Below are 20,279 nucleotides of genomic sequence, written 5' to 3' on the forward strand. Positions count from 1 at the left end.
GTGGCAGCATCACTAGACATCGACGACACCCATGACCTTCTCTCGGTGGCGACGCTTGCCCAGCGCACCTCCTCGGTGCTGGAACGCCTTCGCGACTCTGCGCGCAGCGCACGGGCGGATGAACGCCGCGAGCCCACCTTCCCGATCGGAAAGGCCGCTGATCTGGTCGGGCGAACGCCTGCTGCAATCCGCGACGCGGAAAAGGATGGGCGTCTTCCGCCACCACCGCGAACCGAGAATAATCGCCGGGTTGGGTACACTCTCGCCCAACTCAACGATATGCGAGGCCTGTTCGGAACCCGACCCTGGCGAGCGGCCGACGATCCATGCTGTGTCGTCGCCGTCCAGAACTTCAAGGGAGGCGTCGGCAAATCGACCTTGTCAGTCCACCTTGCTCAATATCTCGCGATCCAGGGCTACCGCGTTGCCCTTATCGACTGCGACAGTCAGGCCTCCGCGACCACATTGTTCGGCTATGTGCCTGATCTCGACCTGAGCGAGGAGGACACCCTCTACCCGTTCCTCAGGGAGGAAGAGATGACGTCGCTCGATTATGCGCTGCGCAAAACGCATTTCGACGGCCTCGAACTGATCCCGGCAAACTTGCGGCTCTTCCAGTCGGAATATGAGATCGCGGCCCGAATGGCGCGAGGGCAGGGCGGGCTTATCGATCGCCTTTCCGAGGGTATCGCCAGCATCTCCGATCGCTTTGATGTCATCGTCCTCGATCCGCCCCCGGCCCTTGGCGCCATCTCATTGTCGGTGTTACGCGCCGCGAACGCACTCGTCGTGCCGGTGCCCCCAACCGTCATGGACTTTTCCTCGACCGCGGCGTTTCTGGCGATGCTTGATGAGACCATCGAGACGCTGGCCGAACGCGGTTTCGCACCGACCCTCAGATTCCTGCGCTTCGTTGCGTCCAAGGTGGATGAGAATAAGTCGATGCAGAAGGAACTGCTCAATCTGATGCGGACGCTGTTTGGTCAGGCGATGGTGCGCACGCCGCTCAAGGACTCGGCAGAAATCGACAACGCGACCGCCCGTCTGATGACGGTCTATGAGCTTGACGGTCCGGTGACAAGCAGTGCCGTCCGCAACCGCTGCCTTACCTATCTCGATGGGGTGAATGCCGAACTCGAGTTGGATATTCGGGCCATGTGGCCCAGCCATTTGAGCCGTTTGCGCAAGGAAGGTCTGGCGTGAAACGGCAAAATTGCACCGGTGCAATTCCGGGTGAAGGAACGGCTTCATGAGCAGAAAGAATGCGAGTTTCGCCGCAGAGCTGGCCGCCGGGATCGCTCCGCCCGAAGATGGTGCGCCTGCACCGCGCCGACCTGGGTTGGGCGCCAATGTTCTGACCAATCGCGAGAACCGATTGGCGGAGCTGGCGGCGGGGACGGTCGTCAGCCGCACCCATGAATTGGTTGATCCCGCGCGTTGTCGGATGTGGGCTGGACATAACCGCGAATATGCCTTGCTCAACGAAGAGCGGTGCGCCGATCTTATCGAGAGCATGAAGGCGCAAGGGCGGCAGGAGATGCCCGCAATTGTCCGTCGTGTGCGGGGCGAACCCGGTTATGATTTCGAGGTGATCTGCGGCGCGCGGCGTCATTGGTCGATCAGCTGGCTGCGCAGCCACAACTATCCCGACTTCCGCTTCCTCGTGGATATTCGCGAACTGTCGGACGAGGAAGCGTTCCGCATAGCGGACATCGAGAACAGGGCGCGAGAAGACCTCAGCGATCTCGAGCGCGCGCGTGATTATCTCCGCGCGCTGGAAGCCTATTATGAGGGCAGGCAGAAGGTCATGGCCGAGCGGATCAATGTCACCGAAAGCTGGTTAAGCCGCTATCTCGACCTCGCGCGTCTGCCGACCGAATTGATGATCGCCTTTCCCAATCCACAGGATTTGCGGATCAAGCACGTCACAACGATCAAGCCATTGCTGAAACCGGATGATCGTCGCCAGCGGGTATTTGCCGAAGCGGCGGCCTTGAGGGCGCGATCGGGAGGGGAGGGCGCTCCGGTCGCCGTGCCGGATATTGTCCGTGCGCTGGCGCTGGCGGCTGATCCCCCCAAGAAGTCAGGATCCCCCAAGAGGTCAGGATCGAGCGAAACCGTGGCGTCGCAGAACGGAAAGCCGTTGCTTCGGTTCGAAGGCAAGGATCGCAAGGGGGTTAGGATCACCTTGCTCCCGCATGCCGGCGGATCACGGGACGAAGCGGAGGCTGCTATCAAGACCCTGCTCGATACGCATTGGCGGTAGCGCTGCGTTACCCGAGTTTAGCCACCAGCTTGCGGGCCCCCTGTGGAGTAACGTCGAGAAGCCGCGCCACGGCAGACGGACGAAGCCCAGGATAGGCGAGCGCAAGCCGGGCAAGAAGTGGTGCCCGGCTTCGGCGCGTTGCGGACACTGCCAATGCCTTTGACCCCTGGCGCTCGATCCAGTCGAGATCCTTCAGGCCGGATTGGCAGGCAACGAGCAGCGATCGTGTAATGACATTAGTCAACGCACCTACGTCAGGTTGCGGGAATTTCGGCAACAGAATGAGAGACGGCAGGATGCCCAGGGTAAGTCCGGCATGATGGAGCATGGCCGGGACATGGCTGGCCACCAACCAGGCGCGATCGCGCGCCCGCGGCTCGAGTGTGAGCGTCCGACCGTCGATCGCCGTCACGTCCACCGCAGACTGCTCGGCGACGACGACCGTCTTGAGCATGGCGGCCATCCGATCGGCGACGGAGAGCAGCGAGGGAGAAGGGTAGGGGGCTTGTGCTTCGATGCGAGCCTGCCGCCACGCGGGACCGAAATAGGCCAGGTCGCTGCCTGCCCAGACTTCGGCTTCGGATCGATCATCCAGGACAGTGCGCAAGACGTTGAGCGTGGCACGCGCCAGCGGCCCGTTGTCGCCAACGCAGGCCTCGATCGCGAGATGAAACACCGCCGCCACAGAGACGGGATCGTTCAACCCTTCAGAGGCGCGGGGAGGGGATGTGCGTCCGCAGATCCAGTCCTGCAAATGCCGGACGTCGATAGGCACGCCGGCGAGGCCGGCCAGCTGGGCTGCGCCCTGCAACCGCGCACGGGCCAGCCAGATATCAGCCCATGGGCTGTTTTGCAGTCGTCCATCCAGTCGGCCGAGCAGGAGCATTGCCTGCTCGCTGGAAGCATGGGAAGGGGAGGAGGAAGCCATCAATCCAGATTCTATCGCATCCCCTTGGGAAACCAAAGTCAGCAGTTAGTTTCCCTCTTCGGTATGAACAAAAGATGGACCTGCGATAATTGCAGTTATCACATAACCGGTTTTGGACATTCGCTACCGAAGTGGCTAGAGCAGGGCCTCGGAAATGCAGGAGGCGCGGATGAGCATAAGCCCGGAACACGAAGGCAGAGGGCGTCAGGACGGCGTGCTGTCCGGGACAAAGATCGCCGACATGTCCTCTCTGGCCTTCACCGTGACACAGATGCACGTCGCCACGCGCATCACCCTCGACGAGAATCTCATCGCCGCCTATCAGGCCGCCAGTTCGCCCCACACGCTGCGCGCACTCCAATCCGATCTGCAGGCCTTCGACAACTGGTGTCGCGCCAAACGGCGCATTGCGCTGCCCGCGACACCCGAGACGGTGGCCGACTATCTCGATGCTCGGGCAGGGAAGGCGGCCAAACCCGCCTCGCTCACCCGCTACAAGGCGTCCATCGCCAAGCTCCACCAGCTCCTCGATCTTAAAGACCCTACCCAGAGCCAGCTGGTCAAGCTGCGGCTGCAGGCGGTGCGCCGCGAGAAGGGGGCCGCGCAGAAGCAGGCGCGGCCGCTCCGGTTCAAGGGGCCGGTGCGCGACGTCGAGCGCGACAAGGCGCGCGGGCTCAATATCCGCGCTTTGCTCGAGAGCTGCGGAGACGATCTGCCGGGGCTACGCGATCGCGCGCTGCTGTCTGCCGCCTACGACACCGGATTGCGCGCCTCCGAACTCGTGGCAGTGGCCGTCGAGCATATCGAGGAGGCGATCGATCCCGAGGCGCGGCTGCTGCAGATCTTGCGCCACAAGGGCGATCAGGACGGGGAGGGGGCAACGGCGTATCTCAGCCCGCGCACCGTCGCGGCGATCGCGGCCTGGACCGAAGCGGCCGAGATCATAGCGGGGCCTATATTCCGGCGGGTGCAGGTGCGGCGCTACAAGGCCCGCGCCGCCGTGCGCGGTCGGCCGATCGACAGCATCTCGGGGCGGGAGACGTGGGATCTGCGCAAGACGCTCTCCAAACCCGGCGTGAAGGCGCGGGTCGAATATGACATCGGCGCCGTGGCGCTGCATCCGGGATCAATCGGGCCGATCTTCCGGTCGATCATCCAGCGGGCTTTCGATCGCGGCGCGCTGCCCGATCTGACAGCAGAGGATCTGGCGCGATTGCTCAAAGGGATCAGCGCGCACTCGACGCGGATCGGGCTTAACCAGGATCTGTTCGCCAGCGGCGAGGACCTCGCTGGCATCATGGATGCACTGCGGTGGAAATCGCCGCGTATGCCGCTCGCCTATAATCGCAATCTCGCGGCTGAACACGGAGCGACTGGTCGCCTTATTGCAAAGATCGGGTGACCCGCTCTCATGCGGTTCGCTGCGCAGGGGAGGTAACCGTTCATCGCGCGTGGCAGGTAATCTGGCGACTTCCGTGCGGCGCCGGCGTGCATAGTAGCAAGCTTCGTATTATGGCGCGCGATCGGCCGAAGGGCTGACCACTCCCGGCGGCAATGGTTTTGTCGCCGGGAGACCAGCAACGCCGCTATCGGGACGGCACGGCTTGTCCGGGAACCGCATGTCATAGGCGGCGCCATGCGCCCCAAGGCCAAAGCGCTCGATCGCCATCTGCTCCGCGGCCGCGACGCGGGCCAGAGTGCTGAGCCTGTCAGCCCGATCGGCTCGATTATGCGTCAGTTGGGACTCATGCCAGGTCGCAAGAATATCCTCGTCGGAAATGACAAGGACACCACGCTGCTCCAGTAATATTTTAAGCTGCCGCAACAATTGGGTGACGCTAAAGGGCTTGGCGATGAAGCTGGCGCCGACCGGCAGTGCATCCGTCTCGGGTCGGACCCGGCCTGAATTTATTAGAATGATCGTGTCTGGCCACCGCACGCGGATCATGGCGGCGAGCGCCAGGCCGTCCGTGTCGCCAGGCATATCGATATCTGTCGTGACGATTTGAATATTGTGCGACTCGTAGAGGATCGCGAGCGCATCCTGAGCGTGGCAGGCCTCGAACACGCGATACCCAACATCCCGAAGAGCTTCGGCGACCGAGCTGCGTACAAGCGGCTCGTCCTCGACGATCAAGACGCTCCTATGATCCAGATAAGGATCTTGTTGCTTCTCCATCGGACAGTCCCGCCGCCAGCTTCGGCACCTTATGTCTCCCAGCGCTGCGCGTCTGCTATATCGCGAAGCATCGCCCCCCAACAGGCGATTATCATCCCTTCATCTGCAGACGTCTCCTTGGTCGCCAGCGCATAGATGCCCAGGAGCCGGGCGGTCTCATCAACGGAGGGTCCGCCCTGACGCGCAATCAGCGTGGCAAATATCGCCAGCGCGCCGCCGATCGCGCGCACGAGCGCCGGATCGGCGGCGTGCTGGGGCGGGAAGGGGGGCGCATCGCCGCCGTCATCCGGCAGCGCGTCACCCGGCTTCATCGGAGCCATCCGTTCAGCAAGGTCGATCGCCATTTGCAGATGGACGGCGGCGACATCCTCCTTCGCGGCGTCGAGCAGTGCGATGGCTTCGCGCATGAGCGCGATGGCGCGCCGTCGCAGCGAAGTGGAGTCGATCATGCAAGGCCCACCCAGTGCGGTAAGGCGGGACGGCCGATCATTGGTAGTGGCGAGCGTCGCCGGCTGCATAATCCGGCGAGGCGTTGAAAATGGTTGCTCATGCCCATGTTTCCGATTTCCGCAATATTCCAAATTTGACAACAATCGACGAAAATCGACGAATGATACTTAAAACCCGTCGCCTTATAACCATCCTGAAGACGATTTATGAAGGGTGAAATGTACCCATCCCGGAGCCTTACGTTCAATCGTCGCAGCGAATATCCGGCGATACCGGAAGGCTCTCGGCGTGAGCCAACAAACCTTCGCTTATGATATCGAGATGGATCGCACCTATTTCGGCGGTATCGAGCGGGGGGAGCGCAACGTCGCGATCGACAATATCGAACGAATAGCGGCGGGTTTGAAGATCGGCCCCTATCTGTTGTTCATCGACCCTGGCACCTGTGCCGGCAGTGCCACTGATCCATTAGAATGATGGGGCCGGGCGGACCGCCCTGAAAAGCTCCTCGAGGCCGGTGCGCTCGGCGTTTTTACGCTTTCGTTCTCGTGTCGGCTGACACATAGAATCGTCATGCCGATCATGGCCGCCTGTACCCCATCGACTGGCGGGAACGGTCGAAGCTGATCTGCTTTTGCCGCGGGAATGCGCGATGCGAGCGTCCGCATGGTCGACGCGTGTTTTATCTGGGCCCTGGCGCCAGATCTGCACGTCTGGTCACGACATCGCGACGATCGTGCTGATCACGCGGGTTTTTATTGAGTGCCCGCACCTAATCAACATCTGACCGATATGTGCCTCGTAGAGCCGTGCCCGGCGGGGTCGCGCCGCTGCCAAACGTTTTTCGCTGATTGGCTCCGCGGCGCCACCCGCGCCGCTCTTGTCCAGAACAAAAGGCGAGACCGGGAAGGTGCAATTATGCCAAGATGGTCAACGATGCTTTCGAGGCTGCGACCGCACGGGATTGGCTGCGTCGCCAGCCTGATCGCAGTTAAATCCTGTTCTTCCATCATTGACGACCGTGCCTTCTACGGAACGAAAACACTGACGGCTCCGGGCCGGACGCGGAAATGAGCAGGAGTTTCGGTGACGAGTTCACCATCGGTGTTGACCGCTCGCGGGCGACGGGTGTGGATTATGAATTCGGGCTGTTTGGCGGTCCGCACCTCTTTCCACGCGCCATGCTGCCCGCGACGGAACGCGCGCAGTTTGAGGAGCAGTGCCCAGACGTTTTGGCTCTCAAGGCTGTAAAGGTCGAGCTGTCCGTCATCGATGGCCGCATCCTCATGAACGATCGACCCGCCACCATAGTGGCGACCGTTTCCAACCGCGATCTGCATCGTCTTGACGCGAACATCGCCGGCACGCCCGATGATATGGGCGTGAAAACGCTGGCCGGCCACCAGCACCTTGGCGGCAGCGAGAGCATAGCCCAGCTTACCCCAGCGGCGTTTGATTTCCGGGCTGAGGCAGGTGGCGAGATCGGCGCTCAGGCCGACGCTCGCCACGTTGAAGAACAGATGTCCGTTCACCTCTCCCACATCGATCTTGCGCGTCTTGCCGGCGATGATCAGTTGTGCAGCGGCTTCGAGATTGTCCGGGATGCCCAAAGTGCGCGCAAGATCGTTCGCCGTCCCCAGCGGCAGAATGCCCATCGGCAGCCCCGTCTTGATGACGCCGGCGGCCGCGCTGCTGAGCGTGCCGTCACCTCCCGCGACGATGATGCGATCGACGGTCGACGCGTGCCACGCGATCTGCGCGGATGCCAGGCACGGGTCCAGACATTTCACCAGCCGAACCTCGATACCCGCCGCCTTCAGCGTGGTTGCGGCTTCAGGCGCGAGATCGCCCCGCCGGGCAGATGGATTGTACAACACAAGAGCGCGGCGTGGGCGAAACCTCGGCGGTTCGACGCTTGGCGAACTCACGCGTCGCTCCTTATTTGGCGAGAATCAATATTCGCGGTGATGGCCCGAGCTGCCGGCGGTTCCGCCATCACCATCTCGTCGGACAACAGATGCGTTCCGGCTGTCCGGATAGCTTTGATGGGGGACATCCGCGCGGAAGCTCGACCGATCATGAGGCCGCAGTTGGACGGGGACAGCGTAGCTGGGGGGCGGGTAAGACGGCGCACGGTAGGGCGGCGGCGAGGGGGAGCTGGAGCCACCATAGCTTTGGCCGGAATAGGCGTGCCCGCCGTCCCAGCTGACGCCGCCATGCATGCCGCTCCAGTTGACGCCGGCGCCATGCTGCTTGTCGCCTGCGAGCGCGGAGGACGCGGCAAGCATGGCGGTCGCGCTCGCCAGCGCTAAAAGGATCTTTCGGTTCACATCGTCTCTCCAAGGGGAGCCCAGCGTCGTGTGCGAGGCATCATCAAAAGCCTTATGGGACATCGGTTTGAATTGGTCGTGAACGAGAGAGCTTTTTCTGATGCCGGCACGCTGTAGGTCGCTGACGCATCGTCGCCCTTTGTTTGTCGCTGCAATAGGTATACCCTGCGAGTTCAACGCGCCAGGATGGAAGCTGGGTTAGGAGAGCGTGATGCCGTTCCCGAAATTGAAGTTGGTCGGCCTGGGGGCCGTTCCGGCCGTACTGCTGGCGGGATGTGCGACCACGACCAATTCCCCGCGCTACGCCTACTACCGTGTCCCGTGCAATACGCCGGGAGCGGTCGCGGCCGAGCCTATCAGTCCGGAAGCAGTCCGCGCCCCCACGAACGCTCCCTCGGTGACTGCTCCTGTTGCGAGCACTGGTCCGACGTGCGTCGTGGCCGTATCCGATGCGTCCTACGGGCGGGGGTATAGGTCCTATTTCCCAAGCGGCTATTATGGCCGACCTTATTACGGATCGGTTGGTTTGGGATTCGGCTTCGGGTCGATCGGCCACCACGGCTTCGGTGGTGGGCATTTCAGTGGCGGACATGCTGGAGGGCATCGTGGCCATCACTGAAACATTAATTTCTAAATGAACATTTGCTGCTGATGTCATTCCCGTCCCATTCATGGCGAAAGGTTCATTGATTGTCTCAAGGCGTGACGATCCGTCATTCCTTTGAGGAGAAGATCCATGAAACGGTTTCTGATCGTTGCGGCTGTCGCGCTGGCGGTAGCTGCCCCCGGCGCGGCGATGGCCCAGGCCGGGCACGGTTACGGTTATGGTGGGAACGGCGGCGGGTACGAGCAGAGCTATCGCGGCAACTCGGACCATGGCGGCTACGGCGGTTATCAGGACCGGGGCGGTTACGGCTATAATGATGGCTATCGCGGTGCCGATTACCGCAACTACGACCGGCGCGACTACCGCTACAACAACCATCGCGCCCGAGAGGAGTGGCGCGAGCGCAGGCATGAGCAGCGCGAACGCTTCGATCGACGCGGCGGCTACAACTATTACGGACACTAAACTTGTCGCTGGACGTTAGAAGAATCGTATCCCGGTCCATAACGACTGAAATTTTCACGAGGACATGACTATGGCGGATTTGGTGCCTGCATCCACCCCCACACCGCAAAGCGCGCAGGGCTTGCTCTGTCCAGTGTGCCGGGTGGACCTCGTGCTCGCCGACCGGCAGGGAATCGAGATCGACTATTGCCCGCAATGTAGGGGGGTCTGGCTCGATCGCGGCGAGCTCGACAAGATTATCGAGCGCAACGCCGCTTACGAGACCGCGCTTCCCCCGGCGCAGTCTACCCCCAACTATCCGCCGCAGGGCGCAGCTCCCGCCCCAGGTTATGCTCAACCCGGCCCTTGGGGATATGGAGACGAACATCATGGTGAGAGCCGACACGGTGGTGGTCACGGAGGAGGACATGGTGGTGGCCACGGTGGCGGTCATGGCGGCCAGCGTGGCGGTTTTCTGGGCGGGCTGTTCCGCCACTGAACTTCGCACACACAGGTGAAACTGAGGATAGAGTCCAGGAGACTGCCCTGTGGTCGAGGCGTTCGAGGAAGTGCGCCCCGCTACGGCACTCGATCGCGCGGTAGAAGGCAGAACCGGCGGAAGTGTCCGAGACTGGTGGATTATCGTGGGACGCTGAGGCGATTGTCGAGCAACATTACCGCCATCGGGGTCCGGGATGCGCTTGCCATTGTTTTGGCGCAGGCAATGACGCCCGGCCATATCGTCGGTCGGTTCATGGAGATGAGTAAGACCCACGCGGAGCGATCACCAAATGATCGCTAAAGCCCGCGTTGGGCTGGAACACGCACCGCGGCACATCGCCAGCATGCTCTTATTGGCGCGGCGACCAACAAATCCGATGGCTTGGAAGAGCAGCGATCGGCGGCATGCTTATGGGCGGCCTTTGCTCGGGCGCACAGACGCTGCCGGGAAGATGGTTATGGCCGGCGAAAACGGTTTCGCGCACGTGATTTGTTCGATGTATAAAGCTGAACAACTCATGATGTCTATCGCGAGCCCGTACCAGCGGTGGCGGTTGTCGGCGCGCTCGATTGGAACGGCGAGCGGCCAAGATCGAGGCGCGGGAAAATACGGCAAGGGCGTGTGTAGCAGTTCGTCGCACAATCAAGCTTGGCGCGGATCCTCAGCGTGCATCATAGGATTCAAGCGTGATACATATGCTCTATCATCGCCGAAGGAATTTCATAAAGTGTATTCGCCCCACGCCACCCTTCAAACCCATGCCTTCGACTTCTGGCTTGCACGGGGTGCGGTGGCGTTGATCGCAGGTTTGCAATTTCTGTTCGTCAATAACAACTTGATCTTTGGGCCGAGGTGGCTTGCCCCCGCATTTGAACTCGCAATGTTAATCCCCTTGTCGATCGCAACAGTGTGGACGCAAGGGCGGGTGCGTCATGCAGAAGGCGATGGCCATTGGCACGTGATATGTCGTCATCGAAAGCTTATTCGCCATTTCGCCCTTCTCCTCACCGCAATAGTTATGATCCTCAACTTTTATGCACTGGTCTCAGTGACGAGAGAGCTCCTGGGCGGCGCGAAGGGAGGTCAATCCCTCTTACTTGACGCCCTGAACATCTGGTTTACCAACATCATTGTTTTCGCGCTCTGGTTTTGGAATATCGATCGCGGTGGTCCAGCCAGGCTTGGATTGCACGACGATAAAAGGCCGGACTTTCTCTTTCCACAGATGATGGGAACTGGGGATGATGATCCAGCTTGGTCGCCGGGATTCGTCGACTATTTCTACGTCTCGTTTACAAACGCAACCGCTTTTTCTCCAACCGACACCATGCCGCTCAGCGCTCAAAGCAAGCTTTTGATGGCGGCGGAGGCGACGATATCCTTGCTGACCGTCGGTCTTGTTGCTGCGCGCGCGGTGAATATTCTGACCTAGTGTGGTCTAGGATGCGTCGGGCCTCTTTTGGAAGCATCCGCTAGCGCGCGATCGATTCTCTTGTTCAAACTATCGAACCGGCGACGCGAGCGAATGAGAACAAATAGTGTATAAGTCATGACAAACCCGGAAAGCACGCTGCTCCCGGCCCATACGATACGCGCATTGAGACCTAGCAGGCCGGCAGTCAAAAGAAGCAGCGCCACGGCGATAACCGCCAACGGCAGCCAAATCCGACCCAATAATCGGATCGAACGTTTCCGGGGAGGCTCGGGAAACTGATGATTATTCAACATGTTTGCCTCAGAAGTGGCAGGAGCAGGTGAAGCAGCTTGCACAGCATATCATGGCGGCGACCCCACGTCAGTAGCACAGCGGAGGCCGGTGCGAGTCCAAAGTTGGTGATCCTAACGCCATTTGCCACGGCGCTCACGCCATACATTGAACCCGGTGCGAGATAGCTGCCCCGAAAGCCGAAACAGCCTGAAAATGGCCGGCCTGGATGCGATGCCCGTTCGCATGACCACGCGTGCCGCAGCGAGCGTTAACTTGCCTCCCCATATCCATAGTCCCGCAGGCAGAAGGAGTTCCCACCAGTGCGCGCGTCGCCGGATTACCATAAACTGCGACCCCGTTTTACCTTGGCCAGGTAGGGCTATCACTCGATCGGCTGCGGGTCCACGTACTCTATCGGCACAAACAGATGAGCAGGCGCATTAGAGATGATGAAGAAATGCTGCGATCTGAGCTTCATGTCAGGAGCGGAGGTGCCCATGATGCGAAATCAACAGGAGGACGGCAATTGCCAAACCGCCAACAGCGAGCACGAGAGCCAGCTTGCGATTGCTTTCAATCTGACGACGCTTCCTCTTGGAAAGAGAGGTCGAGCGCGGCGTAAGGAGGCGACTTCGCCGATATCTACTCATTTGGGTTTGTGCTTTTCTGCCCGAGTCAGCGTGAAATGTTCGTGTAACGGTCCTGTGAACCGCTGCGCGAACCGATTGTCTGAATCATCGCGAACAAACGCTAGCGGCAAACTTGCTGCTGGCGGTATGTGGTAAGCGGGCTATGCCCGCCTGGTGCTCTCGCCATCGACATCGTTCCCATCCGTCCGGATCATCGCCTATGCCCACAACCGTGAACGAAGGCCACTCCGGAGCAGCGCTCGATGCGGCGCACGTCGGTGACATCGAGGGGGCGTTCGGCACGATTCGTTTAGGTGACGAGGCCCCTCGTACCGGGCTGAAAGCGCGGTTGACGACGCTGCTGGCGGTTGTAGGCCCCGGCCTCATCGTGATGACTGGTGACAACGATGCCGGCGCTTTCGGCACCTATGCACAGGCAGGACAGAATTACGGCACCAGCCTCCTTTGGGTGCTGCTGCTGCTGGTGCCGGTGCTCTACATCAACCAGGAAATGGTGCTGCGGCTCGGGGTCGTCGCGGGCGTCGGCCATGCGCGCCTGATCCTCGAACGGTTCGGCAAATTCTGGGGCGCGTTCAGCGTGATCGACCTGTTCATCCTCAACGCGCTTACCATCGTGACCGAGTTCATCGGCATCAGCCTGGGGCTCGATTATCTCGGGCTTCCGAAAATCGCCGGCGTGTTGATTGCCGCCGCGATCGTGGTGGCTGCTGCAAGTACCGGCTCCTTCCGGCGCTTCGAGCGGGTCTGCCTGACCTTGGTGGTCGGCTCCCTGCTCCTGATTCCGCTTCTGTTTATGGTGCACCCGACGCTCGGCCAAGTTGGTCGCGGACTCCTGATACCCGGTATTCCAGCCGGATCGGACCTGTCAAAAGTCGTGCTTCTGATCATCGGGATAGTAGGCACCACGGTAGCGCCCTGGCAGCTCTTTTTTCAGCAATCCTACCTGATCGACAAGCGCATCACGCCGCGTTTCATGAACTATGAGCGAGTGGACTTGTGGATCGGGATCGCGATCGTCATCGTCGGCGCCACCGCGATCATTGCCTTCACGGCGGCGACATTCGCTGGCCATAGCGAGTTCGGCAACTTCACCGACGCGGGCGGGGTGGCGTTAGGGCTGGAAAAATATGTCGGGAAAACCGCGGGCATTCTGTTTGCGGTTGCTCTGATCGACGCATCGATCATCGGCGCGGCGGCGGTGGGCCTGTCGACCTCCTATGCGTTGGGCGACGTGCTGGGGCTGAAGCACTCGCTGCATCGCAAGATTTCCGACGCGAAGGGTTTCTATGCCGCCTTCGTCGGCATCCTGGTCGGCTCGGCTGTCATCGTCCTGATCCCCGGAAGCCCGCTTGGCCTGCTCACGACCGGCGTCCAGGTGCTCGCAGGGGTTCTGCTCCCCTCCGCGACCGTGTTCCTCCTCCTCCTATGCAACGACGAGGAGGTGCTGGGACCGTGGGTCAACAGTCGCGGAATGAACATCTTCACGGCCGCGATCATTGCCGTGCTGGTGACCCTGTCGCTCGTCCTCACCGCGAGCGTGCTCTACCCCAATCTCGACACTGAGGTGATCCTCTACATTTTGGCGGGAGGCGCGATGATTTCACTTTTGGCTGGCGGCGCAATCTTCGGCTACCAGCACTTCCGCCCGCACGCGGCCACGGCGAAGACCATCGACAGATCGCAACGTCTGTCTTGGCGAATGCCTCCGCTCGCGTTGCTCGCTGCCCCGAAGCTCCCCCTTGGCAGCCGAATTGGCCTCACGGCGCTGCGCAGCTATCTGCTGGTTGCGATGATCATGGTTATTTTTCGCATCTACCAACTCGCTGTTGGACACTGATGATCATCCGCGTAACATTGGCACGGCGAACCGTTTCGACGTCAGAGACGCAACGAGGAACCTCATAGGTGAGTGACAGTCCGAAACAATTGATTGGCGATGAAGCCCTTTCCTTGTCATCACTGCTCAAGCACGCCGTCATTGATGGAGCGGGGCAGACGCTAGGCAAGCTTTCGGATGTGGTCACCCGGCTCCGCGACAATGACTACCCGCTTTTGTCAGGACTGGTGATCGGTCTGGGCAATGCGGGGTATTTCGTGCCGATGAGCGACGTGATCAGTATTGATTCGAAGGTGATTCGCCTGCGTACCGCCAAGGTGGATTTGAGGCCCTTCGAGCGGCGCGATGGCGAATTGCTCTTGAAGGAGAATATTCTCGGCCATCGGCTCATCGATGTCGCTTGCAGCGCCTTGGTCAAGGCGTATGATGTTCGACTGGCCACGACGGCGGACGGCTGGCTCGTGACCGGCCTGGACGTCCATAAGGGCCGCTGGTTTCACCTGGGGCGGCATGACGAACATCCCGCACGGGACTGGCACTCGTTCCTGCTCCTAATCGGTGATCAGCGCGGTTCGAGGTCGCGTTCGGCGTCTAGCCGCGTTACAAAACTCAACCCGGCTCAAATCGCCGACATCATCGAGAGCGCGTCGTCACGGGAAGAGGAGATCCTGCTGGCGCATGTCCATGAAGATCCGGAACTGGAGGCGGTTGTTTTCGAGGAGCTTGAAGACAATAAGCAGGCTAGGCTGCTTCATGCGCGAAGCGATGAGGAGGTAGCAGGGCTGCTCTCCCGAATGCGCGCGGATGATGCGGCAGACGCTGTGATGGACCTCGCCCAGGAACGTCGGCAAGGCGTAATTGATCTCTTGGGGGAGGCGCAGAAAACAAAGGTTCTCACGCTTCTGGGATATCATGCTGCAACGGCAGGCGGTCTCATGGGACCCGATTTCCTCGCGCTCTCGGAAGACAAAACGATCGGGGATGCGCTTGAAGCGGTGCGATTGGCGAAAACGCATCAGCCGGAAGCGCTCACTATCATCCATAGTCTTCGTAGTGACGGAACCTTGGCGGGAACTCTTGCGCTTGTTCGGGCATTACAAGCCGATTCCAAGACTTTGCTTCGTGATGCGGCCGACACCAATGTGGTGGTTGCCTCCCCCGGGGATGACATCATTATGGTTACAACCCGCATGGCCGACTTCAACCTCCTTAGTCTGCCGGTCGTGGATCCCGAGAGAAGAATGCTCGGCATTGTGACGGTCGACGATGCTCTCGAAGCAGCTATTCCGCGAGATTGGTCCCGCCGTCGGCCAGTCTCCTGAGGCGCGTGTGGTACATCAACGTCACACGCCTGGCGGGTCCGGCCAGTCCCCTTGTCGTTGGGCGCATAGTGCCAGAAGAATGGCGCATGATGGCGTGCGGGCACAGCAGTCCCATAAGGAAGCCAGTTCATGTCTTCGGATAATGCAATCCAATGACCAAGCCGAAGCCGGACGGCAGGCCTACCGAAAGCATCAAGCAACCAACCCGGCCCCGCCTTCTTCAGGTTCTTGGTCCAGGGCTCATCACGGGGGCGTCAGACGACGATCCGAGTGGGATTGCGACCTATTCGCAAGCAGGTGCGCAGTTCGGTTTCAACCTTGGCTGGACAATGCTGTTCAGCTGGCCGCTCATGTGCGCAATCCAGGAGATAAGCGCCCGGATCGGCCGGGTAACGGGCCGGGGCATCGCAGGAAACCTCGCGAAGCATTATCCGCGCCCCGTGCTGGCTGTGCTTGTCTCACTCCTGTTGATCGCAAATACAATCAATATCGGCGCCGACCTTGGTGCCATGGCTGCCGCGCTGAAGCTCGTCGTGGGCGGGCCTCATCTCCTTTACGTCGGTCTCTTTGCGGTCGTCTCCGTACTGCTGGAGGTGTTTGTCCGCTATGCGCGCTATGTCTCGGTCTTGAAGTGGCTGACGATCAGCTTGTTCGCCTATGTCGGTGTTGCCTTCATCGTGGACATGCCCTGGGCGACTGTCGCCCGGCGGTTGGTGGTGCCTCAGTTCACCTTTAACGCCGGGTATCTTACCGTTCTTGTAGCGATTCTCGGAACGACGATCAGTCCCTACCTTTTCTTCTGGCAAGCGGAACAAGAGGTTGAGGAGATCAAGGAAGGAGATGGCGCCAAGCCGCTTGAACGAGCCCCTGAGCAGGCGCCCGCTGAACTCAGCCGCATTCGCTGGGACACTTACCTCGGAATGGGCCTCTCCAATGCGGTAGCGCTCTTTATCATCCTCACCACGGCAGCGACCCTCAATGCGCGGGGTATCACCGATATTACGACCTCCGCGCAAGCAGCGGAAGCGCTCCGACCCATTGCGGGGCCGGCCGCGTTTATTGTCTTTGCTCTCGGGATTGTCGGCACGGGTCTATTGGCGCTGCCGGTGCTCGCGAGTTCGGCTGCCTACGCTGTAGGAGAAGGCTTTGGCTGGCATGTTGGCCTTACGCGTAAGCTTGGACGCGCTCCGCGCTTTTACAGTGTCATCGCCATTGCGACATTAATTGGCGCAATTTTGAATTTCACGCCCTTGGATCCGGTTAAAGCTCTGTTCTGGAGCGCGGTCATCAACGGCGTGGTGGCTGTGCCGGTGATGGCGATGATGATGCTCCTCGCCGCCCGCAAAGACGTTATGGGTGAATTTAGCCTGCCGCCCGTGTTGAGAACGGTAGGATGGATCGCCACAGCAATAATGGGGGTAGCTGCCATAGGTATGTTCGCCACAATTGGGCAGGGGTGAGGGCCGAACTGCCGAGAAGAACTGGCGACGCAAGCGACAGCGCGATGAGTCTCCGATCTCGTCGTTGTGTCGGATCATTCACTGCAAGACGCCGTCGATATTCACACGGCGACGCGGTTGAGGCGCAGAGCGTTGGTAACAACGCTCGCCGACGACAGAGCCATGGCTGCCGCGGCGATGACGGGCGAAAGCAGGATGCCGAAGATTGGGTAGAGCAGACCCGCCGCAATTGGGATTCCTGCGGCGTTATAGACGAAAGCGAAGAACAGATTCTGGCGGATATTCGCCATCGTCGCTTCGCTCAGTCGCCGTGCGCGCAAGATCCCGTTGAGATCGCCCTTGAGCAGCGTCACGCCCGCGCTTTCGATCGCGACGTCAGTGCCCGATCCCATCGCGATGCCGACGTCGGCCGCCGCGAGCGCTGGGGCGTCGTTCACACCATCGCCCGCCATCGCGACGACACGGCCTTCGCGTTGCAGGCGCAGGACGACTGCACTTTTCTGATCAGGGAGAACTTCGGCTTCAACTGCGTCGATACCAAGTTTACGAGCCACGGCTTGGGCTGTGGTTCGATTGTCGCCGGTCAGCATGACGACGCTGATGCCTTCCTTTTGCAAGGCAGCCAACGCTTCAGCAGTTGTTGCCTTGATACGATCTGCAATTGCGAGAATTCCTGCGACGCGGCCATCGACCGCCGCAAAAATCGCCGTGGCGCCGTCCGCGCGCATGTCATCTGCCTGCGTGGCTGCTGCCGATACATCAATGCCATTTTCGTTTAGATAAGCGCCAGCACCCAGCAATATGCGCTTGCCGCCCACGGTGCCGGCAGCACCTTTCCCCGTGGGCGAGTCGAATTCCGAAACCTCCGGAATGTCGAGCTGGCGTACCTTGGCCGCCAAGACAATTGCAAGCGCCAAGGGATGCTCAGATGCCCGTTCGACGCCGGCAGCCAAGCGAAGAATATCATCCTCCGAAAAGCCCTCCATCGCCACGATAGCCGTCACGGAAGGGCGTCCCTCGGTCAGGGTGCCGGTCTTATCGACGACGATCGTATCGACCTTCTCCATCCGCTCAAGCGCCTCGGCATTCTTGATCAGGACGCCAAGTCCAGCGCCGCGCCCGATTCCGACCATGATCGACATCGGGGTCGCGAGCCCCAACGCGCAGGGGCAAGCAATGATCAATACCGCAACCGCGGCAACGAGACCGTGTGCCAGTCGCGGCTCTGGACCCAAGATCGCCCAAATCGCGAAGGAGACCAGAGCGATGCCGAGCACGGCGGGTACGAACCAGCCAGCGACCTTGTCAGCCATGCGCTGGATCGGAGCGCGCGATCGCTGCGCTTCGGCGACCATCTGGACGATCCGCGCCAGCATTGTATCGCGGCCGACCTTGTCGGCCCGCACGATGAGCGATCCCGTCTGGTTCACGGTTCCTGCGACGACATGGGCCGCGACCGTTTTTGTCACCGGCATGGATTCGCCTGTTACCATCGATTCATCGATGGAGGACCGCCCCTCCTCGACGATGGCATCTACGGGTACTTTTTCGCCGGGGCGCACGCGCAGTCGGTCGCCGACCACAATTAGGTCGATCGCAACTTCTTCGTCATTTCCGTCCGCCACGATCCGGCGCGCGGTCTTGGGCGCGAGATTGAGAAGGGCCTTGATCGCGCCTGAGGTCCGCTCGCGGGCACGAAGTTCGAGCACCTGGCCCAGGAGGACAAGGACGGTGATCACGGCAGCCGCTTCGAAATAGATCGCGACCGTGCCGTCCATCATCCGAAACGCTGCAGGGAATATGCCGGGCGCGAGCGTTGCTACCACGCTATAGGCCCAAGCCACGCCCGTCCCCATTGCGATCAGCGTGAACATGTTGAGATTGCGCGTTTGCAGAGAAACCCAACCGCGCTCGAAAAATGGCCAGCCCGCCCAGATCACGACCGGGGTTGCCAAAGCGAACTGAAGCCAGCCCGATATGCGCTCGGAAATGAGGCTGTGCAGCGCCGGGAACAGGTGTCCGCCCATTTCCAGTACGAAAATGGGCACCGTAAGCGCCAAAGCGATCCAAAACCTGCGAGACATATCGAGCAGTTCAGCGCTTGGCCCCGAGTCTGCAGTTACAACCTCCGGTTCGAGGGCCATGCCACAGATCGGGCATGGCCCGGGATGATCCTGACGGATCTGCGGGTGCATGGGGCAGGTCCAGATGGCGCCGGGCTGGGCTGCCGCTGCGCTATCACTAACCTCGGACAAATAGCGCTCGGGGTCGGCGGCAAACTTGGTTCGGCATCCCGCACTACAGAAATGATATTCCTCTCCCCCATGCGAGGCATGATGGGGGGTCGCAGCCGGGTCGACCATCATGCCGCACACCGGATCCTTGGCCGTCTTCGAGCCCGTGGTGGCATCGTGCTTGCCCGCGCAACAGCTATGCGCACCAGATTTGCTCTCAGGCATCGGATCGGTCACGGCTCGTCTCCTTATCGACGAAAGTAATCTGGGGTCTGACATCATGTCAGGGTCAACCCCGGCTCTCATAAATTTTGCGTGCGCGAGCCTCGTCTCCCGGATCATCCAGATAATCGATTGTGAATGGCAGTCGCCGCCTTGGCCGCCTGGCCTGCCGCTACTGCGATTTGGTCCAGCCCCTCGACCATGTCGCCGGCTGCGAACATACCGCTGATCGTCGTTTGCTGATGCTCATCGACGACGATGCACCCTGATGGGCCCAATTCGGCGCCAGCCATCCGCGCCAGTTCCGAGCGAGCAGAGGTGCCAAGAGCAACATATAGCGTGTCGAATAGGAGCGATCGGCCATCGGCCAAATGAACGAGAAGATCTTCCTCATTGATCGACAAATCGCTGACAGGCGCTCGCTCGACGTTTATAGCGTTCCGGGTCAGATTTGCCTCGTCAGCTTGCGAAAGCTCCGAAGCATCCTGAGTGAGCAGGGTGATGGTATCGCTGTAGTGGCGAACGAATATCGCTTCAGCCGCGCCGTGGCCAGAACAGCCCAGCATGGCGACTCTCTTGCCGCGGATCTCGTAGGCGTCGCAGATCGGACAATAACGTATCAACCCTCGTGCAACGCCTAGATCGTGCGCGTCCTGCTCTAATCTCGGTCGATGATTTGTCACGCCTTGGGCAAGCAATATAGTTCGTGCGTCGATAGCCTGGGAGCCTGCATGGACGATAAAGCCAGTATCGGCGCGTTCGATGCGCTCGACGGCTCCAGTGGCAAATTCGGCACCGTAGCGAGACGCATGTTGACGCATACGCGAAAGCAAATCCGCGCCAGATATTCCGTCTGGAAATCCAAGGAGGTTATGGGTCGTTGGGATGCGGGCTGCACGGCCCGGTCCCGCGTCAATAACCAGCGCGGAACGCAGAAACCGGCCGAGATAGGTGGCAGCCGTGAGGCCTGCAGGGCCTCCGCCGATGATGACGCAGTCGTACATGCGTGCCTTTCGCTGACGTTGATTGTCATTTCTATTACGCGGCACGGGGCCCGTGCCCTCGAAAGCCTGCGCGTTCTTCGAAAAAAAGCGGTGGGTCGCGAGGGGTAAACCGCGTCGCTGCGTAAATTCAGATGAA

18 protein-coding genes are annotated in these 20,279 nt (G+C 60.6%); 11 read left to right on the forward strand and 7 right to left on the reverse strand.

The genetic code is table 11. The features are described 5' to 3' along the window. Window positions 1-1,203 (forward strand): AAA family ATPase (locus AC07UX_RS16180; protein WP_340187288.1); only part of this gene is annotated, 1,203 nt, incomplete at its 5' end. A gap of 46 nt (window positions 1,204-1,249) precedes the next feature. After that, window positions 1,250-2,266: a ParB/RepB/Spo0J family partition protein gene (locus AC07UX_RS16185; RefSeq protein WP_495193023.1), complete on the forward strand. Its 1,017-nt coding sequence runs from the start codon at window positions 1,250-1,252 to the stop codon at window positions 2,264-2,266. A gap of 7 nt (window positions 2,267-2,273) precedes the next feature. Here the strand turns inward: AC07UX_RS16185 and AC07UX_RS16190 are convergent, their stop codons facing one another. Further along, on the reverse strand, window positions 2,274-3,194 hold the full coding sequence (locus AC07UX_RS16190; protein WP_495193024.1) for a hypothetical protein: 921 nt from the start codon (window positions 3,192-3,194) through the stop codon (window positions 2,274-2,276). Window positions 3,195-3,435: 241 nt separating this feature from the next. Between AC07UX_RS16190 and AC07UX_RS16195 the strand changes: the two genes are divergently transcribed. Beyond that, a complete protein-coding gene (locus tag AC07UX_RS16195; RefSeq protein WP_495193126.1) occupies window positions 3,436-4,596 on the forward strand; it encodes a site-specific integrase in 1,161 nt (386 codons plus the stop codon). A 108-nt stretch (window positions 4,597-4,704) separates the two neighbouring features. On the opposite strand, the gene AC07UX_RS16200 is transcribed toward AC07UX_RS16195, so the two are convergent. After that, a complete protein-coding gene (locus tag AC07UX_RS16200) occupies window positions 4,705-5,373 on the reverse strand; it encodes a response regulator (RefSeq protein ID WP_495193025.1) in 669 nt (222 codons plus the stop codon). A 29-nt stretch (window positions 5,374-5,402) separates the two neighbouring features. After that, window positions 5,403-5,822: a hypothetical protein gene (locus tag AC07UX_RS16205; RefSeq protein ID WP_495193026.1), complete on the reverse strand. Its 420-nt coding sequence runs from the start codon at window positions 5,820-5,822 to the stop codon at window positions 5,403-5,405. A 214-nt stretch (window positions 5,823-6,036) separates the two neighbouring features. On the opposite strand from AC07UX_RS16205, the gene AC07UX_RS16210 reads away from it, so the two are divergent. Beyond that, window positions 6,037-6,300 (forward strand): helix-turn-helix domain-containing protein, encoded by a 264-nt coding sequence (locus tag AC07UX_RS16210; protein WP_495193027.1) that lies wholly within the window; start codon window positions 6,037-6,039, stop codon window positions 6,298-6,300. Between the two features lie 551 nt (window positions 6,301-6,851). On the opposite strand, the gene AC07UX_RS16215 is transcribed toward AC07UX_RS16210, so the two are convergent. Next, the gene (locus tag AC07UX_RS16215; protein ID WP_495193028.1) at window positions 6,852-7,751 is read right to left on the reverse strand and encodes a lipid kinase; all 900 of its coding nucleotides are present in this window, start codon (window positions 7,749-7,751) and stop codon (window positions 6,852-6,854) included. 24 nt (window positions 7,752-7,775) lie between these two features. Continuing rightward, on the reverse strand, window positions 7,776-8,153 hold the full coding sequence (locus tag AC07UX_RS16220) for a hypothetical protein (RefSeq protein WP_495193029.1): 378 nt from the start codon (window positions 8,151-8,153) through the stop codon (window positions 7,776-7,778). Between the two features lie 497 nt (window positions 8,154-8,650). On the opposite strand from AC07UX_RS16220, the gene AC07UX_RS16225 reads away from it, so the two are divergent. The 7 genes from AC07UX_RS16225 (at window position 8,651) to AC07UX_RS16255 (ending at window position 16,683) form a co-directional block, all read left to right on the forward strand. Continuing rightward, entirely contained in the window at window positions 8,651-8,791 is a 141-nt protein-coding gene (locus tag AC07UX_RS16225) for a hypothetical protein (protein ID WP_495193030.1), read from the forward strand. Window positions 8,792-8,889: 98 nt separating this feature from the next. Beyond that, a complete protein-coding gene (locus AC07UX_RS16230; protein ID WP_495193031.1) occupies window positions 8,890-9,225 on the forward strand; it encodes a hypothetical protein in 336 nt (111 codons plus the stop codon). 70 nt (window positions 9,226-9,295) lie between these two features. Continuing rightward, window positions 9,296-9,703, forward strand: coding sequence for a TFIIB-type zinc ribbon-containing protein (locus tag AC07UX_RS16235; protein WP_495193032.1), 408 nt, complete (start codon window positions 9,296-9,298; stop codon window positions 9,701-9,703). 292 nt (window positions 9,704-9,995) lie between these two features. After that, window positions 9,996-11,138 carry a hypothetical protein gene (locus AC07UX_RS16240; protein WP_495193033.1) on the forward strand — a complete coding sequence of 381 codons (1,143 nt, stop codon included), beginning with the start codon at window positions 9,996-9,998 and terminating at the stop codon, window positions 11,136-11,138. Between the two features lie 1,137 nt (window positions 11,139-12,275). Next, entirely contained in the window at window positions 12,276-13,901 is a 1,626-nt protein-coding gene (locus AC07UX_RS16245; protein WP_495193034.1) for an NRAMP family divalent metal transporter, read from the forward strand. Window positions 13,902-13,969: 68 nt separating this feature from the next. Next, complete coding sequence (locus tag AC07UX_RS16250; protein WP_495193035.1) at window positions 13,970-15,223, forward strand: magnesium transporter MgtE N-terminal domain-containing protein; 1,254 nt, start codon at window positions 13,970-13,972, stop codon at window positions 15,221-15,223. Window positions 15,224-15,375: 152 nt separating this feature from the next. Then, on the forward strand, window positions 15,376-16,683 hold the full coding sequence (locus tag AC07UX_RS16255; protein ID WP_495193036.1) for an NRAMP family divalent metal transporter: 1,308 nt from the start codon (window positions 15,376-15,378) through the stop codon (window positions 16,681-16,683). A gap of 101 nt (window positions 16,684-16,784) precedes the next feature. Here AC07UX_RS16255 and AC07UX_RS16260 read toward each other — a convergent pair whose 3' ends face one another. Together AC07UX_RS16260 and AC07UX_RS16265 are read right to left on the reverse strand one after the other, a co-directional pair. Beyond that, window positions 16,785-19,142 carry a heavy metal translocating P-type ATPase gene (locus tag AC07UX_RS16260; protein WP_495193127.1) on the reverse strand — a complete coding sequence of 786 codons (2,358 nt, stop codon included), beginning with the start codon at window positions 19,140-19,142 and terminating at the stop codon, window positions 16,785-16,787. A gap of 113 nt (window positions 19,143-19,255) precedes the next feature. After that, window positions 19,256-20,188: an NAD(P)/FAD-dependent oxidoreductase gene (locus AC07UX_RS16265; RefSeq protein WP_495193037.1), complete on the reverse strand. Its 933-nt coding sequence runs from the start codon at window positions 20,186-20,188 to the stop codon at window positions 19,256-19,258. Between the last annotated feature and the right edge of the window lie 91 nt (window positions 20,189-20,279).

It is taken from the genome of Sphingobium sp. GW821-FHT02B05 (assembly GCF_059421905.1).

What these genes read in the sequence shown, in the direction of transcription:
- AC07UX_RS16185 (WP_495193023.1), top strand. Translation starts at nt 1,250, where the DNA reads ATGAGCAGAAAGAATGCGAGTTTCGCCGCAGAGCTGGCCGCCGGGATC.
- AC07UX_RS16190 (WP_495193024.1), bottom strand. Translation starts at nt 3,194, where the DNA reads ATGGCTTCCTCCTCCCCTTCCCATGCTTCCAGCGAGCAGGCAATGCTC.
- AC07UX_RS16195 (WP_495193126.1), top strand. Translation starts at nt 3,436, where the DNA reads ATGTCCTCTCTGGCCTTCACCGTGACACAGATGCACGTCGCCACGCGC.
- AC07UX_RS16200 (WP_495193025.1), bottom strand. Translation starts at nt 5,373, where the DNA reads ATGGAGAAGCAACAAGATCCTTATCTGGATCATAGGAGCGTCTTGATC.
- AC07UX_RS16205 (WP_495193026.1), bottom strand. Translation starts at nt 5,822, where the DNA reads ATGATCGACTCCACTTCGCTGCGACGGCGCGCCATCGCGCTCATGCGC.
- AC07UX_RS16225 (WP_495193030.1), top strand. Translation starts at nt 8,651, where the DNA reads ATGGCCGACCTTATTACGGATCGGTTGGTTTGGGATTCGGCTTCGGGT.
- AC07UX_RS16230 (WP_495193031.1), top strand. Translation starts at nt 8,890, where the DNA reads ATGAAACGGTTTCTGATCGTTGCGGCTGTCGCGCTGGCGGTAGCTGCC.
- AC07UX_RS16235 (WP_495193032.1), top strand. Translation starts at nt 9,296, where the DNA reads ATGGCGGATTTGGTGCCTGCATCCACCCCCACACCGCAAAGCGCGCAG.
- AC07UX_RS16240 (WP_495193033.1), top strand. Translation starts at nt 9,996, where the DNA reads ATGATCGCTAAAGCCCGCGTTGGGCTGGAACACGCACCGCGGCACATC.
- AC07UX_RS16255 (WP_495193036.1), top strand. Translation starts at nt 15,376, where the DNA reads ATGACCAAGCCGAAGCCGGACGGCAGGCCTACCGAAAGCATCAAGCAA.
- AC07UX_RS16260 (WP_495193127.1), bottom strand. Translation starts at nt 19,142, where the DNA reads ATGCCTGAGAGCAAATCTGGTGCGCATAGCTGTTGCGCGGGCAAGCAC.